General features: G+C 71.7%; 18 protein-coding genes. 6 read left to right on the top strand and 12 right to left on the bottom strand.

The features are described 5' to 3' along the window. Positions 1-51: 51 nt before the first annotated feature. Positions 52-1,509, bottom strand: coding sequence for an adenosylhomocysteinase (gene ahcY, locus OG252_RS30335; protein ID WP_266438696.1), 1,458 nt, complete (start codon positions 1,507-1,509; stop codon positions 52-54). A 466-nt stretch (positions 1,510-1,975) separates the two neighbouring features. On the opposite strand from ahcY, the gene OG252_RS30330 reads away from it, so the two are divergent. Further along, complete coding sequence (locus OG252_RS30330) at positions 1,976-4,048, top strand: fructose-specific PTS transporter subunit EIIC (RefSeq protein ID WP_329340074.1); 2,073 nt, start codon at positions 1,976-1,978, stop codon at positions 4,046-4,048. An 80-nt stretch (positions 4,049-4,128) separates the two neighbouring features. On the opposite strand, the gene OG252_RS30325 is transcribed toward OG252_RS30330, so the two are convergent. The 7 genes from OG252_RS30325 to OG252_RS30295 all read right to left on the bottom strand — a co-directional run bounded on the left by OG252_RS30325 (position 4,129) and on the right by OG252_RS30295 (position 11,574). Continuing rightward, positions 4,129-5,109 (bottom strand): cation diffusion facilitator family transporter, encoded by a 981-nt coding sequence (locus OG252_RS30325; RefSeq protein WP_266438694.1) that lies wholly within the window; start codon positions 5,107-5,109, stop codon positions 4,129-4,131. 111 nt (positions 5,110-5,220) lie between these two features. Further along, positions 5,221-6,372, bottom strand: a complete 1,152-nt coding sequence (manA, locus tag OG252_RS30320; protein WP_329340072.1) for a mannose-6-phosphate isomerase, class I — start codon at positions 6,370-6,372, stop codon at positions 5,221-5,223. 64 nt (positions 6,373-6,436) lie between these two features. Continuing rightward, positions 6,437-7,564 (bottom strand): SIS domain-containing protein, encoded by a 1,128-nt coding sequence (locus tag OG252_RS30315; protein ID WP_266438688.1) that lies wholly within the window; start codon positions 7,562-7,564, stop codon positions 6,437-6,439. A 64-nt stretch (positions 7,565-7,628) separates the two neighbouring features. Then, on the bottom strand, positions 7,629-7,799 hold the full coding sequence (locus OG252_RS30310) for a Trm112 family protein (protein ID WP_007382472.1): 171 nt from the start codon (positions 7,797-7,799) through the stop codon (positions 7,629-7,631). A 138-nt stretch (positions 7,800-7,937) separates the two neighbouring features. After that, a complete protein-coding gene (locus OG252_RS30305; protein ID WP_266438684.1) occupies positions 7,938-9,302 on the bottom strand; it encodes a phosphomannomutase/phosphoglucomutase in 1,365 nt (454 codons plus the stop codon). A 119-nt stretch (positions 9,303-9,421) separates the two neighbouring features. Then, positions 9,422-11,038: an L-lactate permease gene (locus tag OG252_RS30300; protein ID WP_329345220.1), complete on the bottom strand. Its 1,617-nt coding sequence runs from the start codon at positions 11,036-11,038 to the stop codon at positions 9,422-9,424. A gap of 161 nt (positions 11,039-11,199) precedes the next feature. Continuing rightward, the gene (locus tag OG252_RS30295; protein ID WP_329340068.1) at positions 11,200-11,574 is read right to left on the bottom strand and encodes a DUF3499 domain-containing protein; all 375 of its coding nucleotides are present in this window, start codon (positions 11,572-11,574) and stop codon (positions 11,200-11,202) included. A gap of 344 nt (positions 11,575-11,918) precedes the next feature. On the opposite strand from OG252_RS30295, the gene OG252_RS30290 reads away from it, so the two are divergent. Continuing rightward, positions 11,919-12,368 (top strand): metallopeptidase family protein, encoded by a 450-nt coding sequence (locus OG252_RS30290; RefSeq protein ID WP_266448422.1) that lies wholly within the window; start codon positions 11,919-11,921, stop codon positions 12,366-12,368. Between the two features lie 128 nt (positions 12,369-12,496). Here OG252_RS30290 and OG252_RS30285 read toward each other — a convergent pair whose 3' ends face one another. From OG252_RS30285 to OG252_RS30275, 3 genes are all read right to left on the bottom strand, one after another. Then, positions 12,497-13,981 carry a DUF5719 family protein gene (locus tag OG252_RS30285; protein WP_329340067.1) on the bottom strand — a complete coding sequence of 495 codons (1,485 nt, stop codon included), beginning with the start codon at positions 13,979-13,981 and terminating at the stop codon, positions 12,497-12,499. Continuing rightward, complete coding sequence (locus tag OG252_RS30280) at positions 13,978-17,652, bottom strand: glycosyltransferase family 2 protein (protein WP_266438678.1); 3,675 nt, start codon at positions 17,650-17,652, stop codon at positions 13,978-13,980. Before OG252_RS30280 ends, OG252_RS30285 begins: the two co-directional genes overlap by 4 nt. 196 nt (positions 17,653-17,848) lie before the next feature. Continuing rightward, a complete protein-coding gene (locus OG252_RS30275) occupies positions 17,849-18,112 on the bottom strand; it encodes a WhiB family transcriptional regulator (protein WP_010034659.1) in 264 nt (87 codons plus the stop codon). A 673-nt stretch (positions 18,113-18,785) separates the two neighbouring features. Here OG252_RS30275 and OG252_RS30270 point away from each other — a divergent pair. From OG252_RS30270 to OG252_RS30255, 4 genes are all read left to right on the top strand, one after another. After that, on the top strand, positions 18,786-19,298 hold the full coding sequence (locus tag OG252_RS30270) for a cysteine dioxygenase (RefSeq protein WP_266438660.1): 513 nt from the start codon (positions 18,786-18,788) through the stop codon (positions 19,296-19,298). A 34-nt stretch (positions 19,299-19,332) separates the two neighbouring features. Beyond that, complete coding sequence (gene cofD / locus OG252_RS30265) at positions 19,333-20,292, top strand: 2-phospho-L-lactate transferase (protein WP_329340065.1); 960 nt, start codon at positions 19,333-19,335, stop codon at positions 20,290-20,292. Further along, a complete protein-coding gene (locus OG252_RS30260) occupies positions 20,289-21,599 on the top strand; it encodes a coenzyme F420-0:L-glutamate ligase (RefSeq protein ID WP_266438654.1) in 1,311 nt (436 codons plus the stop codon). The genes cofD and OG252_RS30260 overlap by 4 nt, the downstream gene beginning before the upstream one ends. 214 nt (positions 21,600-21,813) lie before the next feature. Continuing rightward, positions 21,814-22,824, top strand: coding sequence for a DNA-3-methyladenine glycosylase family protein (locus OG252_RS30255; protein WP_329340064.1), 1,011 nt, complete (start codon positions 21,814-21,816; stop codon positions 22,822-22,824). Positions 22,825-22,931: 107 nt separating this feature from the next. Here the strand turns inward: OG252_RS30255 and OG252_RS30250 are convergent, their stop codons facing one another. Further along, positions 22,932-24,014, bottom strand: coding sequence for an NDP-sugar synthase (locus OG252_RS30250; RefSeq protein ID WP_329340062.1), 1,083 nt, complete (start codon positions 24,012-24,014; stop codon positions 22,932-22,934). Positions 24,015-24,153 lie beyond the last annotated feature (139 nt).

The following is a 24,153-nucleotide window of genomic DNA, read 5'->3' as shown; positions in this document are numbered from 1 at the left end:
GCGGGAGCGCGTCAGTGCACGGACGTGCTCGTCGCGAGCCGGGGTGCCGGCTCAGTAGCGGTAGTGGTCCGACTTGTACGGGCCCTCGACCTCGACGCCGATGTACGCCGCCTGCTCCGGGCGGAGCGTGGTCAGCTTCACGCCGAGCGCGTCCAGGTGGAGGCGGGCGACCTTCTCGTCGAGGTGCTTGGGCAGCACGTAGACACCGGTCGGGTACTCGTCGGGCTTGGTGAACAGCTCGATCTGGGCCAGGGTCTGGTCCGCGAAGGAGTTGGACATCACGAACGACGGGTGGCCGGTGGCGTTGCCCAGGTTCAGCAGGCGGCCCTCGGAGAGGACGATCAGCACCTTGCCGTCGGGGAACTTCCAGGTGTGGACCTGCGGCTTGACCTCGTCCTTGACGATGCCGGGGATCTTGGCGAGGCCGGCCATGTCGATCTCGTTGTCGAAGTGGCCGATGTTGCCGATGATCGCCTGGTGCTTCATCTTGGCCATGTCCGAGGCCATGATGATGTCCTTGTTGCCGGTCGTGGTGATGAAGATGTCGGCCTTGTCGACGACCTCGTCGAGGGTCGTGACCTGGTAGCCGTCCATCGCCGCCTGGAGGGCGCAGATCGGGTCGATCTCGGTGATGACGACGCGGGCGCCCTGTCCGCGCAGGGACTCCGCGCAGCCCTTGCCCACGTCGCCGTAGCCGAAGACGACCGCGGTCTTGCCGCCGATGAGGACGTCGGTGGCGCGGTTGATGCCGTCGATCAGGGAGTGGCGGCAGCCGTACTTGTTGTCGAACTTCGACTTGGTGACGGCGTCGTTGACGTTGATCGCCGGGAACAGGAGGGTGCCGTCGCGCTGCATCTCGTACAGACGGTGGACACCGGTCGTGGTCTCCTCGGTCACGCCGCGGATCTCGGAGGCGACCTGAGTCCACTTCTGCGGACTCTCAGCCACCGTGCGGGTCAGCAGCTGGAGGAACACACCGTGCTCCTCGGACTCGGCGGTCTCGATGTCCGGGACCTTGCCGTCCTTCTCGTACTCGACGCCCTTGTGGACGAGCATCGTGGCGTCGCCGCCATCGTCCAGGATCATGTTCGGGCCGCCGGTGGGGGTGTTCGGCCAGGTCAGCGCCTGCTCCGTGCACCACCAGTACTCCTCCAGGGTCTCGCCCTTCCAGGCGAAGACCGGGACGCCCTGCGGGTTGTCGGGCGTGCCGTTCGGACCGACGGCGATGGCGGCGGCCGCGTGGTCCTGGGTGGAGAAGATGTTGCAGGAGGCCCAGCGGACCTCGGCGCCCAGGGCGACCAGGGTCTCGATGAGGACCGCGGTCTGGACGGTCATGTGCAGGGAGCCGGTGACACGAGCGCCGGCCAGGGGCTGCGCCTCGGCGTATTCCTTGCGGATCGACATCAGGCCGGGCATCTCATGCTCGGCGAGGGTGATCTCCTTGCGGCCGAACTCGGCCAGGGAGAGGTCGGCGACCTTGAAGTCCTGTCGGTTGTCGACAGTCGTCATACGAGCTGCTCCTGGAGTTTGGGTCGAGGTGGGTACGGCTGGTCTGCGCGGCGGCGGACACAGGGGTGCCCCGAGGAGGACACAGGCATGCCCGCGTGCGCGCAGCGCAGTCCGTCGGAGGCCCTCTCTCCCTCGGTCGGTCCGCGGAGGGACCGCCCGACCGCCATCAGCAGCGACGTCTGGCTCCCACCCAAGCTACACCGGTGGACCCGGCCGCCCCAGTCCGGCTCCGAACACATCGCGCCGAACACGAGGTGTCGTCGGGATCGGTGGCACGCGGCCATACGGCGATAACAGGACACCTACGAACGGGAGGACATCGTGCGACAGACCTGGAGGACAGGGGCTTTCGGGCCTTTGAGCGTTGGTGCGGGTGTTGGAGGATGCGGGGAGATCTGAACCTCTGATCGATCCTGCGGGGCGTCCGGGACGGCGTTCCGTGTGACAAAGGCGTTAGGAGATCGACGTGACCAGTCCGGCCGGCCCTCCCCCCACGGGCAGCGGCGATGGCGAGCGCAGGCGGTTGAAGCTGCTCGCGGTGACCGCGTGTCCGACCGGCATCGCACACACGTACATGGCGGCGGAGAAACTCGCGCAGGCCGCCGAGAGCCGCGGTATCGACATGAAGGTGGAGACGCAAGGGTCCATCGGGGCCGAAAACGTACTCGATGACAACGATGTCAACACGGCGGACGGCATCATCGTCGCCGCGGACAAGGACGTGGACCTGAGCCGCTTCGTGGGCAAGCGGGTCCTCACCGTCGGGGTGGCGGAGGGCATTCACCACCCCGAGCGACTGATCGAGCGGGTGCGGTCGGCGCCGGTGCACACCCAGGCCGGCTCCATCAAGCCTGCCTCCGAGAACGGCGGCAAGGAGCGGAGCGTCGGGTACAAGGCGCTGATGAACGGGGTCAGTTACATGATTCCGTTCGTGGTGGTCGGCGGGTTGCTGATCGCCGTCTCGCTGTCGCTCGGCGGGCACACCGATCCCTCCGGGGGCCTCGTCATCCCGAAGGACTCCTTCTGGATGGACGTGAACAACATCGGCGTCATCGGCTTCACGCTGATGGTGCCGATCCTGTCCGGATACATCGCCTACGCCATCGGGGACCGGCCAGCGCTCGTGCCGGGCATGATCGGTGGCTGGATCGCCAACACCGGGTCGCTGTACGACTCGAAGGCGGGCGCCGGCTTCATCGGGGCGATCGTGACCGGGTTCCTCGCCGGGTATCTGGTGCTGTGGATCAAGAAGGTCAGGGTCCCGAAGTTCGTGCGGCCGATCATGCCGATCATCGTGATACCGATCCTGGCGACCACGGCGCTCGGGCTGTTCTTCATCTACGTCATCGGGGAGCCGATCTCCTGGGTCTTCGAGCATCTGACCGACTGGCTCAGCGGGATGACGGGCACGAGCGCGATCCTGCTGGGCGCGATTCTCGGGCTCATGATCGCCTTCGACATGGGCGGGCCGGTCAACAAGACGGCGTTCCTCTTCGGCGCCGGGCTCATCGCGACCGGCAACCAGACGGTCATGGGCATGTGCGCGGCCGCGATCCCGGTGATGCCGCTGGGGCAGGGCCTGGCCACGCTGATACGGAAGCGGCTGTACACCGAGCAGGAGCGGGAGACGGGGCTCGCCTCGCTGTTCATGGGCTGCTTCGGCATCTCCGAGGGCGCGATCCCGTTCGCGGCGGCGCGGCCCGCGCAGGTCATCCCGGCGAACATGCTGGGCGGCGCGGTGGCCGGTGCGATCGCCGGGCAGGCCGGGGTCGAGGACGCGGTGCCGCACGGCGGGCCGATCGTGGCGGTGCTGGGCGCGGTGAGCGGGGTGCCGATGTTCTTCGTGGCCGTGGTGATCGGCACGGTCGTCACCGCGCTGACGACGGTCGCGCTGGTCGACATCAGTGAGCGGAAGCGGCGGGGGGTGTCCGTCGTCGGCGGGGGCCCGGTGGGAGCCGAGCCCGCTTTGGTCGGGGTGGGCGCGGGGGCCGTCGTAGCGCAGCAGGCCCCTGTCGGGAGTGTGGCGGCGGGCGCGAGCGCGTCTGCCGCAGAGCCGGCGTCGGCTGAAGTCGACGGCCGTGACGCGGTCCTCTCCGGCTACCTCACCGAGCAGACCGTGAAGGTCTCGCTCGACGCGCGTGACAAGGAGGCCGCCATCCGGGAGATGGCGGGGCTGCTCGCGCGCAGCGGCAAGGTGGCGGACGGGGACGAGCTGGTGCGGACGGCGTTGCGGCGCGAGGAGCAGGGCACGACCGGGCTCGGGGAGGAGATCGCGATTCCGCATGCCAAGACGGACGCGGTGACCGCGCCCGTGGTCGGGTTCGCGCGGTCCGTCGAGGGGGTCGAGTGGGGCTCGCTGGACGGGACGAAGGCCAAGCTGGTCTTCATGATCGCCGTGCCGGAGGCGGCCGCGGGTGACGAGCATCTGCGGATTCTGGCGCTGCTGTCGCGGAAGTTGACGGACGCCGGGTTCCGGGAGCGGCTGACGACCGCCGCGGACGAGGCCGTGGTGCTCGGCGTGCTCGGCGAGATCCGGTAGGCGCACAACGGGGTCCACCGAGCGACTCGGTGGACCCCGTTGCCGTACGACACAGGCGGACTGGACGGACGTACGAGAAATCAGTGGCCGGTGTCGTGCTGTGTCGGGCCGCCCGGGGAGGCCTCGCGGTCGGCGCCCTTGGCGGCCTCGGTCTCGCTGTAGATGTCCGGTTCGAGGTAGATGACGCGGGCGATCGGGACGGCCTCGCGGATGCGGGACTCGGCGGCGTTGATGGCGGTGGCGATCTCGGTGGCCGTGTCGTCGTGCTGTACGGCGATCTTGGCGGCGACCAGGAGTTCCTCGGGGCCGAGGTGGAGCGTGCGCATGTGGATGATGCGGGTGACGGTGTCGCCGTCGACGATGGCGGCCTCGATCTTCTGGACCTCCTCGACGCCTGCGGCCTCACCGAGCAGCAGGGACTTGGTCTCGGCGGCCAGGACGAGCGCGATGAGGATGAGCAGGATGCCGATGCAGAGGGTGCCGATGCCGTCCCAGACGCCGTCGCCGGTCGCCAGGGCGACGCTGACGCCGACCAGCGCCAGGATCAGGCCGACCAGGGCGCCGAGGTCCTCCAGGAGCACGACGGGCAGCTCGGGGGCCTTGGCGTGGCGGACGAAGTCCTTCCACGACCGCTGGCCGCGCAGGGGGTTGGACTCCTTGATGGCCGTCCGGAAGGAGAACGTCTCCGCGATGATCGCGAACACCAGGACGCCCACCGGCCAGTACCAGTGGTCGATCTCGTGGGGGTGCTTGATCTTCTCGTAGCCCTCGTAGATCGCGAACATGCCGCCGACCGAGAAGAGCACGATTGAGACGAGGAAGGCGTAGATGTAGCGCTCGCGGCCGTAGCCGAAGGGGTGTTGCGGGGTGGCCTCGCGCTGGGCCTTCTTGCCGCCGACGAGCAGCAGGGCCTGGTTGCCGGAGTCCGCGAGCGAGTGCACGGACTCGGCGAGCATCGATGACGATCCACTGAAGATGAACGCCACGAACTTCGCTACCGCGATCGCGAGGTTGGCGGCGAGTGCCGCCACGATCGCCTTGGTGCCGCCTGACGCGCTCATGTGTTCGCGTTGTCCCTTCGTACGCCGTCCCGGGCTTTGCCCGTCCTTTGCGGTGGGCCATTGTTGCAGCCCGGCAGGACGCCGGCGCGCCAGGGCACCATGTGGGTCGTTTCAGACGATGACGGTCGCCCGGAAGAGCGTGCCGTTCCCGGACACTTCGGTCTGTTCCCCGGCGGGGACGAAGACCGACTGACCGGGGGTCAGTTCATGCTCGCCCGGCCGGACCGTGCCTGCCGTGCAGAGCAGGATCTGCGGGGTCGCACGGGTGAGGTCGTGAGAAGCGGCGCCCTCTGGGAGGACGTACCGGGAGAGCCGGAACTCGTCGATCGGGGTCTCGTAGACCTCTTCGCCGTCGGGGGACGCCTCCGGGCGCAGCACGCCCGGGTCGCCGGCCTCGAAGCGGACGATGCGCAGGAGTTCGGGGACGTCGACGTGCTTGGGGGTCAGTCCGCAGCGCAGGACGTTGTCGGAGTTGGCCATGATCTCGACGCCGAGGCCGCTCAGGTAGGCGTGCGGGATGCCGGCGCCGAGGAACAGGGCCTCGCCGGGCTGGAGTCGGACATGGTTGAGGAGCATCGCGGCGATGACTCCGGGGTCGCCCGGGTAGTGGTGGGCGATGTCGGCGTAGGGCGCGAAGTCGCCGCCGAGGCGGGCGCAGGCGGCCGCGGCCTCGTGGACCGTGCGGGCCATCTCCTCGCGGTCGGCGGTGAGGACCGCGGTGAGGACCTCGCGCAGGGCCGCCTCCTCCGGCTGGGCGTGCAGGAGGTCGACGTACGGCTTGAGGGAGTCGACGCCGAGGCCGTCGAGGAGGTCGGCCGCCTCGGCCGGGGTGCGGAAGCCGCACAGGCCGTCGAACTCGGTGAGGGCGCAGATGAGTTCGGGCTTGTGGTTGGCGTCCTTGTAGTTGCGGTGGCCGGCGTCCACGGGGATGCCGCGGCGCTCCTCGTCCTCGTACCCCTCCTTCGCCTGGGCGAGGTCGGGGTGCACCTGGAGGGAGAGCGGGGCGCCGGCGGCGAGGATCTTGAGGAGGAAGGGCAGGCGGGGGCCGAACCTGGCCACGGCCTGTTCGCCCAGTTCGCGCTCGGGGGCGGCCTCGATGACGTCGACGAGCGTGCCGCGGGCGGTGCGCGAGGGGGCGCCCGGGTGGGCGCCCATCCACATCTCCGCCTGCGGTTCGCCGGTCGGGTCGGTGCCGAGCAGCTTCGGGATCGCTGTGGTGGAACCCCAGGCGTAGGGGCGGACGGTGTTGTCGAGGCGGTCCATGCTGTGTCTCTGTCTCCGTACGTACGCTGCTCGGCGGGCGCTGGTCACAAGGCGCGGGACCAGATCAGGCTCTCGAAGCGAGCGCCAGGTAAACGGCGGCGAAATCGGTGACGGCGATCAGTTCCGCGAGGGTCTCCAGTTCGTCGCCGGACTCCGGCTCCAGTTCGCTGATCGGCGTGTCGTGGCTGAGGACCAGGTCACGGGCGGCGGGGGCGGCGGTGAGGCCGCCGATCGGGCGGTCGCGGAGGAGTACCACGCGCGCGTGCAGGGCGGGCGGCTCCTCGACGCGGTCGCGGAAGAAGTCGTTCGGGTCGGCGCTCGCGGCGAGCGGGCCGGCGAGCAGGGCGCTGTGCGCGGCGAGTGCCTCGGGCAGTTCGGCGACGACGGCCGGGGCGCCGGAGAGCTCGGCGAGCGCGGCGGCGAAGCGGCGCCCGGCGGGGCCCGCGGAGGTCCCCTCGGTCCAGATGATCGGGAGGGCGTCGGCGAGCTCGGCGGCCAGGGTCTTGGCCGGGTTGCTGTAGGTCGCGATGGCGGGCCCGCAGCGCTCGGCGATCTTGTCGAGGCGGTCGGCGACCTTCTCCAGGGCGTCGGGCGGGGCGGCGAGCAGGCCGGTGCGGTCCAGGAGCGCGAGGAGCGGGGTGAGCAGTGCCCACAGCACGCCGGGGGCGGAGGCGGCGAGGGGTTCGTCCTGGTCGTACGGGGCGGTCGCCATCGGTACGAAGAGGCCGTGGGCGCCGTCGACCGCCTCGGCGAGCGGCGAGTGGGACGGGGCCACGGCGACGACGCTGCAGCCGCGGCGGTAGGCCTGTTCGGCGAGCAGGGACAGGCCCGGCTCGCTGCCGTCGGGGGTCGCGATCAGCAGCAGGTCCACGGAGCCGGCCCAGCCGGGCAGCTCCCAGCGCATGGCGCCCGCGGCGGGCGCGACGCCGGAGGGGGCCAGGCGGGTGACGGGGCTGCCGGCTCCGGCGAGCGTGCCGAGGAGGTCGGCGGCGTGGGTGGCGGCGGCGCCGGGGCCCGCGATGAGGACGGCGCGGGGGCGGCCGTCGGGTTTGAGGTCGCCCACGCCGGCCTCGGCGGCGTGGCGGGCGGCGGTGCGCACGCGGGCGCCCGCTTCGGCGGCGCCGCGGAGCAGGCCGCGGTGGTCGGCCTCCGAGAGTGCCTCGGGGGTGTCGAGCAGCGATTCGTCGAGCATGGGCGGGCAGCCTCCGGTCGCCGGGTCGTCGGGTTCGCGGGTCTCCGGGTCGCCAGGTCGTCGCTTACGCGGGGCGGCGGGCCTCGTCGACGAGGAGGACGGGGATGCCGTCGCGGACGGGGTACGCCAGGCCGCAGTCCTGGCCGGTGCAGATCAGCTCGGTGTCCTGCTCCTTGAGGGGGGCGTGGCAGGCCGGGCAGGCGAGGATCTCCAGGAGGCCGGCTTCGAGCGGCATGGGGTGTGTCCCTTCGGGGATGCGCTGGTACGTGTGCCTGTGCGGATGTGCCTGGTCAGGTTACCGCCGGGAGGGGTGGGGTGGCGGGGTTGGGCCGGGGTGCGGCTGTGCGGGCCACAGCGGCACCCCGGGCGAAGCTCAGCCCCGGATGATCCCCAGTACGTCGTCCCGCACCTTCGCCATCATGGCCTCTTCCCTCGCCTCCGCGTTCAGGCGCAGCAGCGGCTCCGTGTTGGAGGGGCGGACGTTGAACCACCAGTCGGCGGCGGTGATGGTGAGGCCGTCCAGTTCGTCCAGGGTGACGCCGTCCTGGCCCTCGTACGCGGCCCTGACGGCGGCCAGGCGGGCGGTCTGGTCGTCGACCGTGGAGTTGATCTCGCCGGAGGCGGCGTAGCGGTCGTACTGGGCGACGAGGGCGGAGAGGGTGCCGTCCTGGCCGCCGAGGGCGGCGAGGACGTGCAGGGCGGCGAGCATGCCCGTGTCGGCGTTCCAGAAGTCCGCGAAGTAGTAGTGCGCGGAGTGTTCGCCGCCGAATATCGCGCCGGTCCTGGCCATCTCGGCCTTGATGAAGGAGTGGCCCACGCGCGTGCGTACCGGTGTGCCGCCGTTCTCCTTGACGACCTCCGGCACCGACCAGGAGGTGATCAGGTTGTGGATGACCGTGCCCTTGCCGCCGTGCTTGGCGAGTTCGCGGGAGGCCACCAGGGCCGTGATCGCGGACGGGGAGACCGGGTCGCCGTTCTCGTCGACGACGAAGCAGCGGTCGGCGTCGCCGTCGAAGGCGATGCCGAGGTCGGCGCTCTCCTCGCGGACGCGCTGCTGGAGGTCCACGAGGTTGGCCGGGTCCAGGGGGTTGGCCTCGTGGTTGGGGAAAGTGCCGTCCAGCTCGAAGTACATGGGCACGAGGTCCAGGGGGAGGCCCTCGAAGACCGTCGGGACGGTGTGGCCTCCCATGCCGTTGCCCGCGTCGACGACGACCTTCAGGGGGCGGATGGCGGTCAGGTCGACGAGGGCGCGGAGGTAGGCCGCGTAGTCCCCCAGGGTGTCCCGCCGCGTGGTCGTTCCCGTCGTCGCGGCCGGTTCGGGGCCGCCCGTCTCGCTCCACTCCTCGACCAGTGCGCGGACCTCGGCGAGGCCGGTGTCCTGGCCGACCGGGGCGGCACCGGCGCGGCACATCTTGATGCCGTTGTACTGCGCCGGGTTGTGCGAGGCGGTGAACATCGCGCCCGGCAGGTTCAGCGAGCCCGATGCGTAGTACAGCTGGTCGGTCGAGCACAGGCCGATCTCGGTGACGTCCACACCGCGGGCCGCTGCTCCGCGCGCGAAGGCGGCCGACAGCCCGGGCGACGAGGGCCGCATGTCGTGCCCGGTCACGATCGCGCTCGCGCCGGTCACCTGGACGAAGGCGGCCCCGAAGAGCTCGGCGAGCGGCTCGTCCCACTGGTCCGGAACGACACCGCGCACGTCGTACGCCTTCACGAGCTGGGAGAGATCAGCGGCCACGGCCACCCCTTCTGAAAGTCCTCTGGTCACCACAAACTACCCGCAACCACTGACAGTGGACGGTGCGGTACCTGAGTGACTCCCAGCCGTAACCTCAGGTCAGAAGCGGAATGGTGTCGTCAGGACAGCATCCAGCCCAGCACCGGCGAACTCTGCCCGACCACGATCAGACACATCACCAGCAGCAGCCCGATGCTCCAGGGCAGAACCTTGCGCAGCAGGTCCCCCTCGCGGCCGGCGAGGCCCACGGCCGCGCAGGCGATGGTGAGGTTCTGCGGCGAGATCATCTTGCCGAGGACGCCGCCCGAACTGTTGGCGGCGGCCAGGAGTTCGGGCGACAGGCCGGACTCGCGGGCCGCGGTCACCTGCAGCGCTCCGAAGAGCGCGTTGGCCGAGGTGTCCGAGCCGGAGACGGCCACGCCGAACCAGCCGAGGACCGGGGAGAGGAAGGCCAGCCCCGCGCCGGCCGCCGCCACGAAGTGGCCGATCGTGGCGGCCTGTCCGGAGAGGTTCATGACGTAGGCGAGGGCCAGGACGGACGTCACGGTGAGGATCGCGAACCTCAACTCGTGCACCGTGGCGGCCCATTCCCTGGCCGCCACGCGCGCGTGCACGCCGAGAACGACCGCCGTGAAGAGGCCCGCGAGCAGCACGAGCGTGCCGCCCGTGGACACGATCGGCCACATGAAGACGTTCGCGCCGACCGGGTCGCCGTCCGCGTTCACGACGTTCAGGAAGGGCCAGTCGTACGTCTGTGTCGCCTTGGCCAGCCAGTTCTTGATCGCCGGGATCTGGGCGAGGGAGAAGATCACGACGATCAGCGCGTAAGGGGCGTAGGCGCGCAGGACTTCGCGGTGCGGGTCGTCCTCGTCCAGGTCCTCGCTGCGTGCGCCGGTGAGCACGGCCGCGCGTACGGGCTCGGCGGCGGGCCTGCGCGCGTGCGGTACGGCGACCAGGGCGCCCGCGCCGGCCAAGGCGGCGCCGATGTCGGCGAGTTGTGCGGAGACGTAGTTGGAGGCGGCGAACTGGGCTATGGCGAAGGCGATTCCGCACACCAGGGCGGGCACCCAGGTCTCGCGCAGCCCGCGCCGCCCGTCCACCAGCCAGACCAGCACCAGCGGCACCACGAGGGCCAGCAGCGGAGTCTGACGGCCCACCACGGACGCCACGGTGTCCAGGGGCAGTTCGGTGACCTGGGCGAGGGTCACGACCGGTGTGCCCATCGCGCCGAAGGCGACCGGCGCGGTGTTGGCGACCAGGGCGACGACCGCGGCGCGCACCGGGTCGAAGCCGAGCGCCACGAGCATGACCGAGCAGATGGCGACGGGTGCGCCGAAGCCGGCGAGGGCCTCCAGGAGGGCGCCGAAGCAGAAGGCGACCACGAGGGCCTGGATGCGGGGGTCGTCCGACAGCCGTCCGAAGGAGCGGCGCAGGATGTCGAAGTGCCGGGTGTGGACCGTCATCCGGTACACCCAGAGGGCGTTGACGACGATCCACAGGATGGGGAAGAGCCCGAAGACCGCTCCCTGGGCGGCGCTGGAGACCGTCTGGCCCAGCGGCATGCCGTACGCGAGCCAGGCGACCAGAGCGGCCGCCAGGAGGCCGGTGAGGCCCGCCAGGTGCGCCTTCATGCGGACGCCGCCGAGCAGGACCAGGACGATCACCAGGGGTAGGGCGGCCACCAGGGCGGACAGGCCGAGCGAGCCGGCGACGGGTTCCAGTTCCTGGACGTACACGGGAGCCCTCGATTCCGTCATGCGGAAAGCGATTTCTCGTTTCGACGTAACTGGAATGGTCATGTCCGCGACAAGCGCCCGTCAATGGGCGTGCAGCACCCGGAGGAACGCGCGTTCACGAGAAGGCGGAACGTGCCTGCCCAAGAAGGGGGCGGGGAAGGTCAGTTGTCCGGGGAGCGCAGGACCCGGAGATGGCCGCGGCGCGCGACCTCCATCGGGTCCGCCCCTCGCCCGCCGCCACCGGCCCCGGCCGCCCGCTCCTGCGGACGGGCCGCCTCACGCACGGCGTTGGCAAGCGCTTCCAGGTCGTCCCCGCTGGGCCGGGCCGGAGCCGAGCCGTCGACGAGACGGACGACCTCCCAGCCGCGCGGGGCGGTGAGGCGCTCGGAGTGCTGGGCGCACAGGTCGTAGCAGTGGGGTTCGGCGTAGGTGGCGAGCGGGCCGAGGACCGCGGTCGAGTCGGCGTAGACGTACGTCAGCGTCGCGACGGCGGGACGGCCGCAAGCGGTGCGCGAACAGCGACGTACAGGGCTCACGACGTTGGACGGTACCGCACTCTTGAGCGGGCCGCGACGACTCTCCCCGAGGTCACTCCACCGTGTCGTGGTGTGAAACGCCCCACATGCCCCTTCGGCCCCACCTCGCTGACCTGCGGCGACAGACGCGTCCAAAAGGCCGGACGGTTCTGGAACCGGTCACCACCCGGCGCAAACCATGTCAATTGCCTTGAGGTCGGCGGTCTTGGAGGGATACGGAATCGAGCCCAACCTTGGCTGGAATGGTCAACTGCCGACATGCCGCCCGGGATGCACGGGAGCGGTCCGCGCCGCCGCGTGGGCGTCGGGCACCCGGGCCCGGCGGGGACTACGCTTCACCAGTGATGGACAACCCCGTACCGCCTCGTACCGCCGGACCCGGGCCCCGCCGTCGTGATCGCCACGGTCGGGGCATGCGCGGGCCGATCGCGCCTCCGCAGGTGCCGCTCGCGGCGAGCCGTGCCGAGGCGTTCGCGGACCTGGTGCAGGACTCCGTGGAGCGTCTGGAGCGACGGTGGCCGCAGCTGGCCGACATCGATTTCCTGGTGCTCGAGGTACCGAGGCTGGAAGCGCCCGGGGAGGTCTGGAACGACGAGGCCGTTCCTCTGGGCGGCACGATTCCCTCCCTGGACGGCAGGCCGGCCCGGGTGATCGTGTACCGGCGCCCGGTGGAGATTCGCACCAAAGCGCGGGACGAGCGGGCCGCCCTCGTACACGAGATCGTCGTCGAGCAGGTCGCCGAGCTGCTGGGGCTGACTCCCGAGACGGTGGATCCGCGGTACGGCGAGGACTGAACCTCCCGCTGATCCGCATGCGCACTGATCCGCATGCGCGCTGCTCGGCATCGCGCTGCTCGGCATCGCGCTGCTCGGCATCGCGCTGCTCCGCATCGCGCTGACCGCCCCCGCTTGCGCGGTCCGCCCTACTTCTGCAGCACCGACAGGTCCTGGTCCGCCTCCGGTACCGCCACCGTTCCCCGGTCGTCAGGGAGCGTCTGGATGGTGAAGCCCGGCACGCCGTCCTCCGTGGCCGCCAGCATCCGCGCCGCGTAGACCGGGCCGCCGGAGACCGGCTCGACCGTCAGGGCGTACGTGCCCTTCCCGCCGCTCGGGGTCGGGGCCTCGACGTTCTCGGTGGTGCCCGCCTTGATCGTGTACGTCTTGGTGACGGCCGTACCGCCGTCGCTGCCCGCCGACGCGGTGACCTTGACCTCCGCCGCCCGGCCGGGGGCGACCAGGGAGAGGGTCGTGCCCTTGGCGCTGTTGTCGGCGGACGTCGCGCGCGTGCCGACCGGTCGGGTGGCGGGGATGAACGCCGTCTCCTGCTTCGACCCCTTGCCGCGTACGACCCGCAGCGCGGCGACCACCGGCACGGACTGGTCGGTGGGGGTCAGGATCAGGGAGCCGGCCTCGCCGCGGGTGAGGTCGCCGAGGTCGACCGCGGTGGTCATGCCCGCCTTGACGTGCAGTGTCTCGTTGCCTGCCGGAGTGATCTGACCGGACGGCGAGGAGAGCGCCACCTTCAGGTCCGCGTCCGAGTCGCCGGGGGTGAAGGCGACCAGGCGCACCGCGGTGGCGTCCTTGGGGATGCCCGGCAGGACGAGGCTGCCCATCGGGTCGGTGGACGCGGCCAGCCAGTCGCCGCCGAGCTTGTCGTCCAGCGCCTGTACGGCGGCGCCCACGCGCCCGCTGCGGACGTTCACATGGACGGTGAGGTTCTCCTGCTTCTCGTCCGTGAGCGTGGACAGCAGGACCGGCTCGCTGGAGTGCGGCTGGATGGTGATGCCCTCCCCCACCGTGGACTCCAGGGCCCCGTCCTTGCCGTAGAGCTCGATGTCGACGACGGCCGCGGAGTCGTCGGGGTTGGTCAGGTGCACGTAGTCCGTGCGGTCGGCGGCCGTGCTGGCGCCCGGGAACCAGAACTCAGTGTCCGGTGCGGTGCAGTTGACGCCCTGGAGACCGCGGCCGGTGCCCGCGGCGACCTCGGTGGTCTCCTGGACGGCCCAGCCGGGCGCGAACTTGCCCTCGGCGGTGCCGACGAGGGCGGGCGAGTCGCCGCCGGAGGCGTCCCCGGTGACCGGGGTGCCGGGCTCCTTCGGCGTCAGGACCGGCTTGTCGGCCTTCTTCTTCCCGCCGCCCTCCGCCGACTGCTCCGTGGCGGACAGGAGTTCGGCCTTGCCGTCGCTCCCCGTGCCCTTGGTGACGGGCGTGTACGAGGTGTACGTCGTGTCCGCGAGGTCGGAGATGCTGGGTGACGGGCACAGCAGGCTGGTGCGCTCCACGGGCAGTACGGCGGCCGCCCGGGCGGTGTCCGTGCCGGCGGCGTCCGGTGTGGTGAGCACGGCGAAGCCGGTGACGGCGGCGAGCGCGGTGGTGCCGACGATCAGGGACAGGGTGGTGCGGTTCACTGCTGACTCCCGTCGGGGCGCTCACTGCCGTTGCCGTGCGGGTGCGGCGCGTTCGGGTCGTACGCCGGGTCGTAGCCCTGGTCGTCGTAGCCCTGCTGCTGGTACTGCTGGCCGTAACCCTGGTCGTACGGCGCCTGCTGGGACTGGCCGCCGTACGCGTACGGGTCGTACTGGCCGCCCTGGTACGGGTCCGCCTGGTAGGGCTGCTGCTGGTCGTAGCCCTGCGGGTACTGCTGCTGGGCTCCCTGGTACTGCTCGCCGTAGCCGCCGCCGTGCTCGGCGCCCGCGTAGTTGGGGGTGTCCCACTCGCCGTAGGACTGCTGTTGCGGGACGACGGCGGGGGCCTCCGGAGGAGGAGGCGGGAACTCGCCGGACTGGCCACCCTCTTCGGCCTCGGCCTCGGCCTGGGCGCGCAGGCGGCGGGCGCGGCGGCCCTCGCCGGCGACGGCCTGGGCGGGGACGGCCGGCTCCTCGGGGAGGTCGTCGTCGACGTCGCGGCGGCGGCCGGGCAGGGCCAGCACGACCAGGACGAGGGCGAGGGCGCCCTGGGTCCACAGCCAGGCGGTGTGGGTGATCGGGGCGTCGAAGGTGACGTCCAGCTTCCCGCCGGAGGCGGGGAGTTCGAAGCCCTGGGCCCAGCCGTCGAGGGTGGTGCGGGTGAGCGGCTTGCCGTCCAGGGTGGCCGTCCAGCCCTCGGCGGCGGTGTCGGCGAGACGCAGGACGCGGCCTTCGGCGCCGGACGGGATCGTGGTGTGGATCTCGACGGGGCCGGCGGCGACGGGCTGCGGAGTGCCCGACTTGGGAACGATGGTGGCGCGCGCGACCTCCTGGTCGACCCGCCACAGCCCGCTGCCGTCCTGCTGGCTGAGCCGGGACAGGCCGGGGGTGGCGTCCAGGACGCGGGTGACCTCGCGGGGCGCGCCCTTGTGGACGAGGACGTAGCGCACGGCGAACTTGCCGAGCTGGTCGGCCTGGTCGGCGCCGGAGCCGGCCACGAGGTTGGCGACGATCTTGTCGAGGCTGCTGTTCTCGCCGTCGGCCGCGGTCAGTTCGGCGTCGCCGAGGCGGGCGCCGGAGCCGCGCACCAGCATGTAGCCGACGTGGGCGGCGGAGTCGCTGTCGAGGACGAGGGTGCGGGCCTGGTCGCGGGTGCCGCTCTCCTCGGCGACGAACGCGGGCACCTGCACCGGGTTCCGTCGCTCCAGCGGGCCGTCGGCGCCGCCGATCATCCAGCCGGCCGCGACGAGCAGCGGGCCCGCGGCCGAGGCGAAGGCGATCAGCGCGGCGACCGGCTGGCGCCAGCCGAAGCTCTGCTCGGCCACGCGCGAGCGTGCCCCGTCGGCACCGAGGACGGCGGCGGCGAGGAGGGCGAGGCCGTAGACGAGGGTCGCGGGGCCGGCCCAGGTGGAGGCGTTGGACAGGACGGCGAAGACGAGGCCCACGAGGGCGGCGGCCCAGGCCGTCCAGATCCCGAACTGCCGCCCGGAGCGCAGCAGGGCGGCCAGCGCGGCCAGGACGATGCCGATGAGCATCAGCCCGCTGACCGTGCCGGGACCACCGGGGCTGATGCCGAGGAGGTCGAGGGCGGAGGCGGCCGAGGCGCCGTACTCCAGGCCGGCTTCCTGGAAGAAGCCGAACGGGAGGAGGGACAGCGACCACGGGGCGAGGATCAGCAGGGGCGTGCCGAGCTGGGCCACGAAGCGCAGGCCGTAGACGGTGATCTCGCTGCGGCGCACGGCCAGCAGGCCGATGCCGAGGATGAGCGCGATGGGCCACACGATCGGCGTGAACGCCGTGGTGACGGTCAGCAGCAGGGCGTACGCCCAGGTGGCTCGCCAGCTGCCACGCGCGCCCGAGCTGTGCGCCAGGCCGCTGGCCGCGACGCCCGCGCGCGCCATCAGCGGCAGCAGGATGGCCAGCACGGCGGTGCCGATGCGGCCGCCGGCGAGGGCGCCGGTGGCGGCGGGCAGGAAGGCGTAGACGACGGCCGCCCACGCGCGCAGGAGGCGCGACTCGACGAGCGGGCGGGAGGCGAAGTAGGCGGCGAAACCGGCCAGCGGCACCGAGCAGACCAGCAGGACCGTGACCGCGAGGCCGGTCGAGCCGAACAGCACGGAGGCGAACATCGCGACGAGCGCGAGGTACGGCGGTGCGGACGGGGTGCCGCCGACGCCCACCGCGTGCCAGGCGTCGAGATAGCGCGACCACAGCTCGCTCGAGTCGGCCGGAGCGGGCAGCAGGGCGCCGCCCGCGAGCGCGCCACCGCCGAGGAGGGCGCGGCAGGCGATCAGGGAGACCAGCAGCAGGACCAGGAAGAGCACCGGGCCGGGCTTGCGGGCGATTCGCTTCAGGCGGACGAACTGCTCGACCTCGAGGAAGTCGGCGTCGTCACCGCCCGGCCCGGACTCGACCGCGCCGCCGTGCCGGCCGGCTCCGGAGGTCGCCTCGGGGTCGGAGCTGCCGAAGAGGCTGCTCGCGGCCTGCTCGACCGTGGCGCGGACGGTGGCGCCCGGCGGCGGGAACAGCGGCCGCATCTCGTCCTTGTCGACGGCCGGACGGCCGCGCCTGCGGCGCCCGGCGAGGATCCGCTCGGGCCGCAGCAGGGTGCCCAGGAGGCCGCGGATCTCGTCGACGGCCTGTCCGGGGACCTTGCCGACGAGGTAGGCCACGGTTCGCAGGAGGGTGCCGAGGACGAGGCGCACCAGCACCCAGGGCAGCACGGCCGTACGCGTGTTGACGAGCAGGGTGTAGACGGCGCCGGCCTTGTCGACCTTGTGCGGGGAGGCGGTGGTGCGGCCCGCGCAGTCGACGGTGCGGCGCTCGCGGGAGGCCGCCTCCGCGTGCCGTACGACGGCTTCCGGGGCGATCAGGACGCGGTAGCCGGCCGCGTGCGCGCGCCAGCACAGGTCGACGTCGTCGCGCATCAGGGGCAGCCGGCGGTCGAAGCCGCCGAGCTCCTCGAAGACGTCGCGCCGGATCAGCATGCCGGCGGTGGACACGGACAGCACCGGCCGGACGTGGTCGTGCTGGCCCTGGTCCTGTTCGCGGCGGTCGATGCCGGTCCAGCGGCGGCCGGAGTGGGCGATGCTGACGCCGACCTCCAGCAGCTGCCGGCGGTCGTACCAGCCGCGGAGCTTGGGGCCCACCACGGCCACGTCGTCCCGGCCCAGTTCGTACTCGGTCTCCACGACCCGCAGCAGCTGGGCCAGCGCGTCGGGTTCGGGGGCGCAGTCGTCGTGCAGCAGCCACAGCCACTGCACCGGCTCTCCGTGCGGGAGCTCGGGCATGTCGTAGGCGTCGTCGCGCCAGCTGCGGGTGACGGGGTCCCAGCCGCTGGGCCGCTTCAGGTACGGCAGCTCGTCCGGAGTGAGGACGGGGGCCATGCGGCCCGCCTCCTCGACGGCCTGGCCGAAGCCGGTGCGCCGGGCGAGGTGCAGTACGCGGTCGGCGCCGAGGACGTCGGTGACCAGCTGGGCGGAGTCGTCCGCGCTGCCGGTGTCGGCGCCCATGGCGAACTGGACGGGGCGCTCCTGGCCGAGCAGCCCGGCGAGCGCGTCGGGCAGCCAGCGGGCGCCGTCGTGGGAGACGAGGACCGCGGTCACCACATGACGCGGAAACTCAGGTGTGGCAGCGGTGTCTTGCTGGGCTGCCGTGTGGCTGTGCACGGACATCGAGGTACGGGCCCCGGTTCGGTGGACTGAGGTGGACGCCTGTGCCCCGAGGGGGCAGCGGGGCGTCTCGGACGAGCGCCCACACTATCGGCTGGGCATGGCGACGGCCCGCCGCCTGTGGATAACCCACCTGCGACGGGCCGTTCGTGACGTACGTGACGTATATGTGCGCGGACTCGAGGCATGCCCCCTCGGATCAGACCGCCGCCTTCTTCAGTCTGCGGCGCTCGCGCTCGGACAGGCCGCCCCAGATGCCGAAGCGTTCGTCGTTGGCGAGGGCGTACTCGAGGCACTCGGAGCGGACCTCACAGGCGAGGCAGACCTTCTTGGCCTCGCGGGTGGAGCCGCCCTTCTCGGGGAAGAAGGACTCGGGGTCGGTCTGGGCGCACAGCGCGCGCTCCTGCCAGCCGAGTTCCTCGTCCGCGTCGTCGACCAGCAGTTGCTGCACCGTCTCGGTCATGTGCGCCCCTCGTCTGTCTTTCGCGTCCCCGTGATGTAGCCGTACCGATTTCGGCTGAACGACACGAGTGAAATTACAAGTGTGCTGCTCCGGGCGAGTCAAGCCGAGATCTGCTATTGGGCCCCTTATTCACTCTGCGGAACCAAGGCCTAGCGGAAAGTGTTCAAATCGGCATAAACCTTGACAAGCAGACGAGACCCTTGAGGGACTCCGTTCCCGCACCGCGCCTGGGGGCCTGTACGGAGAAGGACGCCCAGGAGTTCGATCTCGTTCCGAGGACCGTGCGCCCGGTTGTGCGCCATGTGTCCCGGTGGGCACATGAACAAACCTTTCACCTGGGAGATGAACCGGATGAGGTGAAACATGTCCCACATACCGGGCGTCGAGTTGACAGTGGAGGTGTGAGCCGCTGTCCTTGTGGGCATGCTCGCGAACTTGGCACTCACCTCGACCCGCTCCGCCGGGTCCCTCGGTGCTGCCCACGCTCGCTGTAGCTGTTGTTGCTGTCCCGGCTGTTGAGCCAAGCGCGCTCCGGCTGCCTCTGAGTCCACCGCGACTCGGCTGCTTGTTCCCCCCGCCCGGACCAGGGCATCTCTGTCCCCCGCGACCCGGGCGGGCGGTACGTGACACCCAGCCATCCCCCACACTCTTCCGCCGAGGAACACCGCACTCCATGAACAGCGACAGCGACCTCCAGATCGCCGGCGACATCCTCGAAGTCCCGCACCTGCTCCAGCCCCCGCGTGAGCACCCGGCCACCGTCGCCGAGTTCGTCGGGCTGGCCCGCTCCATCGCGGCCGACCGCGCCCAGTGGGAGCACCTTGTCCAGTACGACGCGACCACCCGCTGGTACCACCGGCTGCGTACCGGCCCCGGCTACGAGGTCTGGCTGCTGTCCTGGGTGCCCGGACAGGGCAGCGGACCGCACGACCACGGCCGCTCCTCCGGTGTCCTGACCGTGCTCGACGGAACGCTGACCGAGCGGACCGGGCGGGGCACGCGCGCGTTGGAGGCGGGGGCTCAGCGGGTGTTCGCGCCGGGGTACGTGCACGAGGTGGTCAACGACACACTGGAGCCGGCCATAAGCCTGCACGTCTACTACCCGGGCCTGACCGAGATGCCGATGCACGCGCCCCAGTGCTCGGCCCCGGCCACGTACGACGAGGCGGACGCCCTAACCGCCTGACGCGTTGTCGTACCCGCCTGTAAGACTTGCTCCCATGCGCATTGTGGTTCTGGCAGGCGGCATCGGTGGTGCCCGGTTCCTGCGCGGTCTGAAGCAGGCCGCGCCGGACGCGGACGTCACGGTCATCGGCAACACCGGGGACGACATCCACCTCTTCGGGCTGAAGGTCTGCCCGGACCTCGACACGGTGATGTACACGCTCGGCGGGGGCATCAACGAGGAGCAGGGCTGGGGGCGTGCCGAGGAGACCTTCCACCTCAAGGAGGAGCTCGCGGCGTACGGCGTGGGGCCCGAGTGGTTCGGGCTCGGCGACCGGGACTTCGCCACGCACATCGTGCGGACGCAGATGATCGGCGCCGGGTATCCGCTGAGCGCGGTGACCGAGGCACTGTGCGACCGGTGGAAGCCTGGCGTACGGCTGCTCCCCATGACCGACGACCGGGTCGAGACGCATGTCGCCGTCGAGGTCGACGGGGAGCGCAAGGCCGTTCACTTCCAGGAGTACTGGGTGCGGCTGCGGGCCTCCGTGCCGGCCGAGGCGATCGTGCCGGTGGGTGCGGAGCAGTCGAAGCCGGCGCCGGGCGTCCTGGAGGCGATCGCCGAGGCGGACATCGTGCTGTTCCCGCCGTCCAACCCGGTCGTGTCCATCGGCACCATCCTCGCCGTGCCCGGCATCCGGGAGGCGATCGCCGATGCCGGAGTGCCGGTGGTCGGGCTGTCCCCGATCGTCGGGGACGCGCCCGTGCGCGGGATGGCCGACAAGGTGCTCGCGGCGGTGGGCGTCGAGTCGACGGCCGCGGCGGTCGCCGAGCACTACGGCTCGGGACTGCTGGACGGCTGGCTGGTCGACACCGTGGACGCGGGCGTGGTGGAGCGGGTGGAGGCCGCCGGGATCCGGTGCCGTGCCGTACCGCTGATGATGACCGACGTGGACGCGGCCGCGCAGATGGCGCGTGAGGCGCTGGCGCTGGCGGAGGAGGTGCGGGCGATTTGAGCGGCGTGCCTGTCGACGGTTTTCGGGTCTGGGCGGTGCCCGGGCTGCCCGAGGTGCAGCAGGGGGACGATCTCGGCAAGCTGATCGCCGCCGCCGAGCCGGGTCTGGTGGACGGGGACGTGCTGCTCGTCACCTCCAAGATCGTGTCCAAGGCGGAGGGCCGGATCGTCCAGGCGGCCGACCGGGAGGCCGCGATCGACGCCGAGACCGTGCGGGTGGTGGCGAGACGCGGTGCGCTGCGGATCGTGGAGAACCGGCAGGGGCTCGTGATGGCCGCCGCCGGGGTCGACGCCTCCAACACCCCTTCCGGGACCGTGCTGTTGCTGCCCGAGGACCCGGACGCGTCCGCGCGGGCGATCCGGGAGGGGCTGCGGGACGCCCTCGGGGTCGATGTCGGGGTCGTCGTGACGGACACGTTCGGGCGGCCCTGGCGCACGGGGCTCACGGATGTCGCGATCGGCGCCGCCGGCGTGCGGGTGCTGGACGACCTGCGCGGGGGCACGGACGCGTACGGCAATCCGCTCAGCGCGACGGTCGTCGCGACGGCGGACGAGCTGGCCGCGGCCGGTGATCTGGTCAAGGGCAAGGCCGCCGGGCTGCCCGTCGCCGTGGTGCGCGGGCTGTCGCACGTGGTGGCCGCGGAGGACGGGGAGGGGGCGCGGGCCATGGTGCGCGGTGCGCGCGACGACATGTTCCGACTCGGGACCTCGGAGGCGGTACGGGAGGCGGTCACACAGCGCCGTACCGTACGGGCCTTCACCGACGAGCCCGTCGACCCGGGCGCCGTACGGCGGGCCGTGGCCGCGGCCGTCACCGCGCCGGCGCCGCACCACACGACGCCGTGGCGGTTCGTGCTGCTGGAGTCGCAGGCCGCGCGGAGCGAACTGCTGGACGCCATGCGTGATGCCTGGGTCGCGGATCTGCGGCGGGACGGGAAGAGCGAGGAGTCGATCGGCAAGCGCGTGCGGCGGGGGGATGTGCTGCGGAAGGCGCCGTATCTGGTGGTGCCCTGCCTTGTGATGGACGGGTCGCACACATACGGCGATCCGCGCCGGGACGCTGCCGAGCGGGAGATGTTCGTGGTCGCCGCGGGGGCCGGTGTGCAGAACTTCCTCGTCGCGCTGGCCGGGGAGCGGCTGGGATCGGCGTGGGTGTCGTCCACGATGTTCTGCCGGGACGTGGTCAGGGACGTGCTGGGGCTGCCGGAGGGATGGGATCCGATGGGGGCCGTGGCGGTCGGGCATCCGGCGGAGGAACCCCGGGCTCGGCCGGAGCGGGAGGCCGGGGCGTTCATCGAGGTGCGGTGAGCCTGGCTATACGGGCGCTGGGGCGTCGTGCGGCCGCATAGTCTCGTAAGGCCGCCTAGTCTCGTAGCGCCGCCTGTTCTCGTACGGCTGCCTGGTCCCATAGGGCGGCCGGGCCTCATAGGACAGTCTGGGCTCGTACGGCAGTCTGGGCTCGTAAGGCGGTCTGGTCTCGTAGGGCGGCCAGGACACCTCCGACTTCTCCGGGAGCTCATTCGTGGCAGGACGATTCGCTCCCCGGCCCACGCGTACGACTGTGCGCGGCGGGGAGGTCGGGGTGCCCGCGGCGCGGGGCGTGCCGCGGCAGGCGCAGGCGCCGGGGCTGGTGCGGACGTATGTGCCGGAGGGGCCGCTCGAGCTCGGGCTGGTGCTCGGGCCGCTGCGGCGGGGGCCCGGGGATCCGACGTTCCGGGCGATGCCGGACGGGTCCGTGTGGCGGGCCGCTCTCACTCCTGCCGGGCCGGGGACGCTGCGGGTCGCCGCGGCGGGTGGTGCGGTTCGGGGCGAGGCGTGGGGGCCGGGGGCCGAGTGGCTGTTGGAGCGGTTGCCGGGATTGCTCGGGGCCGATGACGATCCGGCCGTGTTCGCTCCTCGGCACCGGGTGGTGGCGAGGGCGTGGCACCGGCGGCCGGGACTGCGGTTGACGCGGACCGGGCTGGTGCTGGAGTCGTTGATCCCGTCGATTCTCGAGCAGAAGGTCACGACCGACGAGGCGTACCGGGCGTGGCGGTTGCTGGTGCGGAAGTTCGGGGAGCCGGCGCCGGGGCCTGCGGCGGGTGGGCGGCTGTGGGTGATGCCGGCGCCTCGGACCTGGGCGTTGATTCCGTCGTGGGAGTGGCATCGGGCCGGGGTCGACAACAAGCGGGCGTCGACGATTCTGCGGGCTGTTCGGGTTGCGGGGCGGATGGAGGAAGCGGTGCGGATGCCTCCGGCTCAGGCGCAGGCCCGGTTGGAGCTGGTGCCGGGGGTCGGGCCGTGGACTTCGGCGGAGGTTGTGCAGCGCAGTCATGGGGCGGCGGATGCGGTGACCGTGGGGGATCTGCATCTGCCGGGGATTGTCGGGTGGGCGCTGGCCGGGGACCGGGACGCGGATGATGACGCGATGTTGGAGCTGCTGGAGCCTTATGCGGGACAGCGGCATCGGGCGGCTCGGTTGATCCTGCTGAGCGGGATGGTTTCGGCGAGGCGGGCGCCGCGGATGCCTCGGGGGGACATCGGGCGGTTGTGACCTCGGCGGCGTTGTGGTGACCGTCCCCGGGGGGCTGCGCCCCGCGTCGTTCAACGCCGGGCAGGCTCGGTCGGCTGCCCGGCGTCGGGGTGGAGTGGAGGGGTGGGTTACTGGTCCGGGGAGAAGCGGACTGCGCCTGCCGGGATCTGGGCGTTGCACCAGATGCGGATGCCGTCGCGGAGTTCGTTGTCGGGGCCTATGACGGCGCCGTCGCCGATGACCGTGCCGGTGAGGACGGAGCGTTCGCCGACGCGGGCCCGGGTGCCGACGAGGGAGTCGGTGATGACGGCGCCGGGTTCGATGACGGCGCCCGGGAGGATCGTGCTGCCGAAGATGCGCGCGCCCTCGGCGACGAAGGCGCCCTCGCCGACGACCGTGCCGCCGGTGAGCTTCGCGTCGGGGGCCACCCGTGCCGTCGGGAGGACCAGGCGGTCGCCGCAGCGGCCGGGGATCGCGGGGGACGGGGCGCGGCCCAGGACGAGGTCGGCGGAGCCGCGGACGAAGGCGGCCGGGGTGCCGAGGTCCAGCCAGTACGTCGAGTCGACCATGCCCTGGAGGTGGGCTCCGGCCGCCAGGAGGTCGGGGAAGGTCTCGCGCTCGACGGAGACCGGGCGGCCGTGCGGGATCGTGTCGATGACCGAGCGGCGGAAGACGTACGCCCCCGCGTTGATCTGGTCGGTGACGATCTCCTCGGGGGTCTGCGGCTTCTCCAGGAACGCCAGGACCTTGCCCGTCTCGTCCGTGGGGACCAGACCGTAGGCGCGCGGGTCGGTGACCTGTGTGAGGTGGAGGGAGACGTCCGCGGCCGTCCGCTCGTGGGTCTCCACCAGCGCCCTGATGTCCAGGCCCGTCAGGATGTCGCCGTTGAAGATCAGGACCGGGTCGTCGGGGGCCGAGTGGAGGCGGGAGGCGACGTTGCGGATCGCGCCGCCCGTGCCGAGGGGCTCGTCCTCCGTGACGTACTCGATGTGGAGTCCGAGGGAGGAGCCGTCGCCGAAGTACGGTTCGAAGACCTCGGCCAGATAGGAGGTGGCGAGCACGATGTGGTCGACGCCCGCCGCTCTCGCTCTCGCCAACTGATGCGTGAGGAACGGGACCCCGGCCGCGCGGACCATGGGCTTCGGTGTGTGCACCGTGAGCGGGCGCAGCCGCGTGCCCTTGCCGCCGACCAGGAGTATCGCTTCAGTCACCTGTCGTCTCTGCTTCCTGCCGGGACCGGCCGAACTCTGTTTCGGCCGGCCAGTGTATGCAGACCGTTGTCTGGTGCCTTCGATGGCCGTGCGGCATTCCGCCCCTGCCCCCCGACGGCGGTGAACGTGTCGTCCTACG

The sequence above is a fragment of the Streptomyces sp. NBC_01352 genome (genome assembly GCF_036237295.1).
Lineage (GTDB): Bacteria > Actinomycetota > Actinomycetes > Streptomycetales > Streptomycetaceae > Streptomyces > Streptomyces plumbiresistens.
Note: the sequence above shows the minus strand (reverse complement) of the source record. Positions and strands in the feature narration are given on the sequence as shown.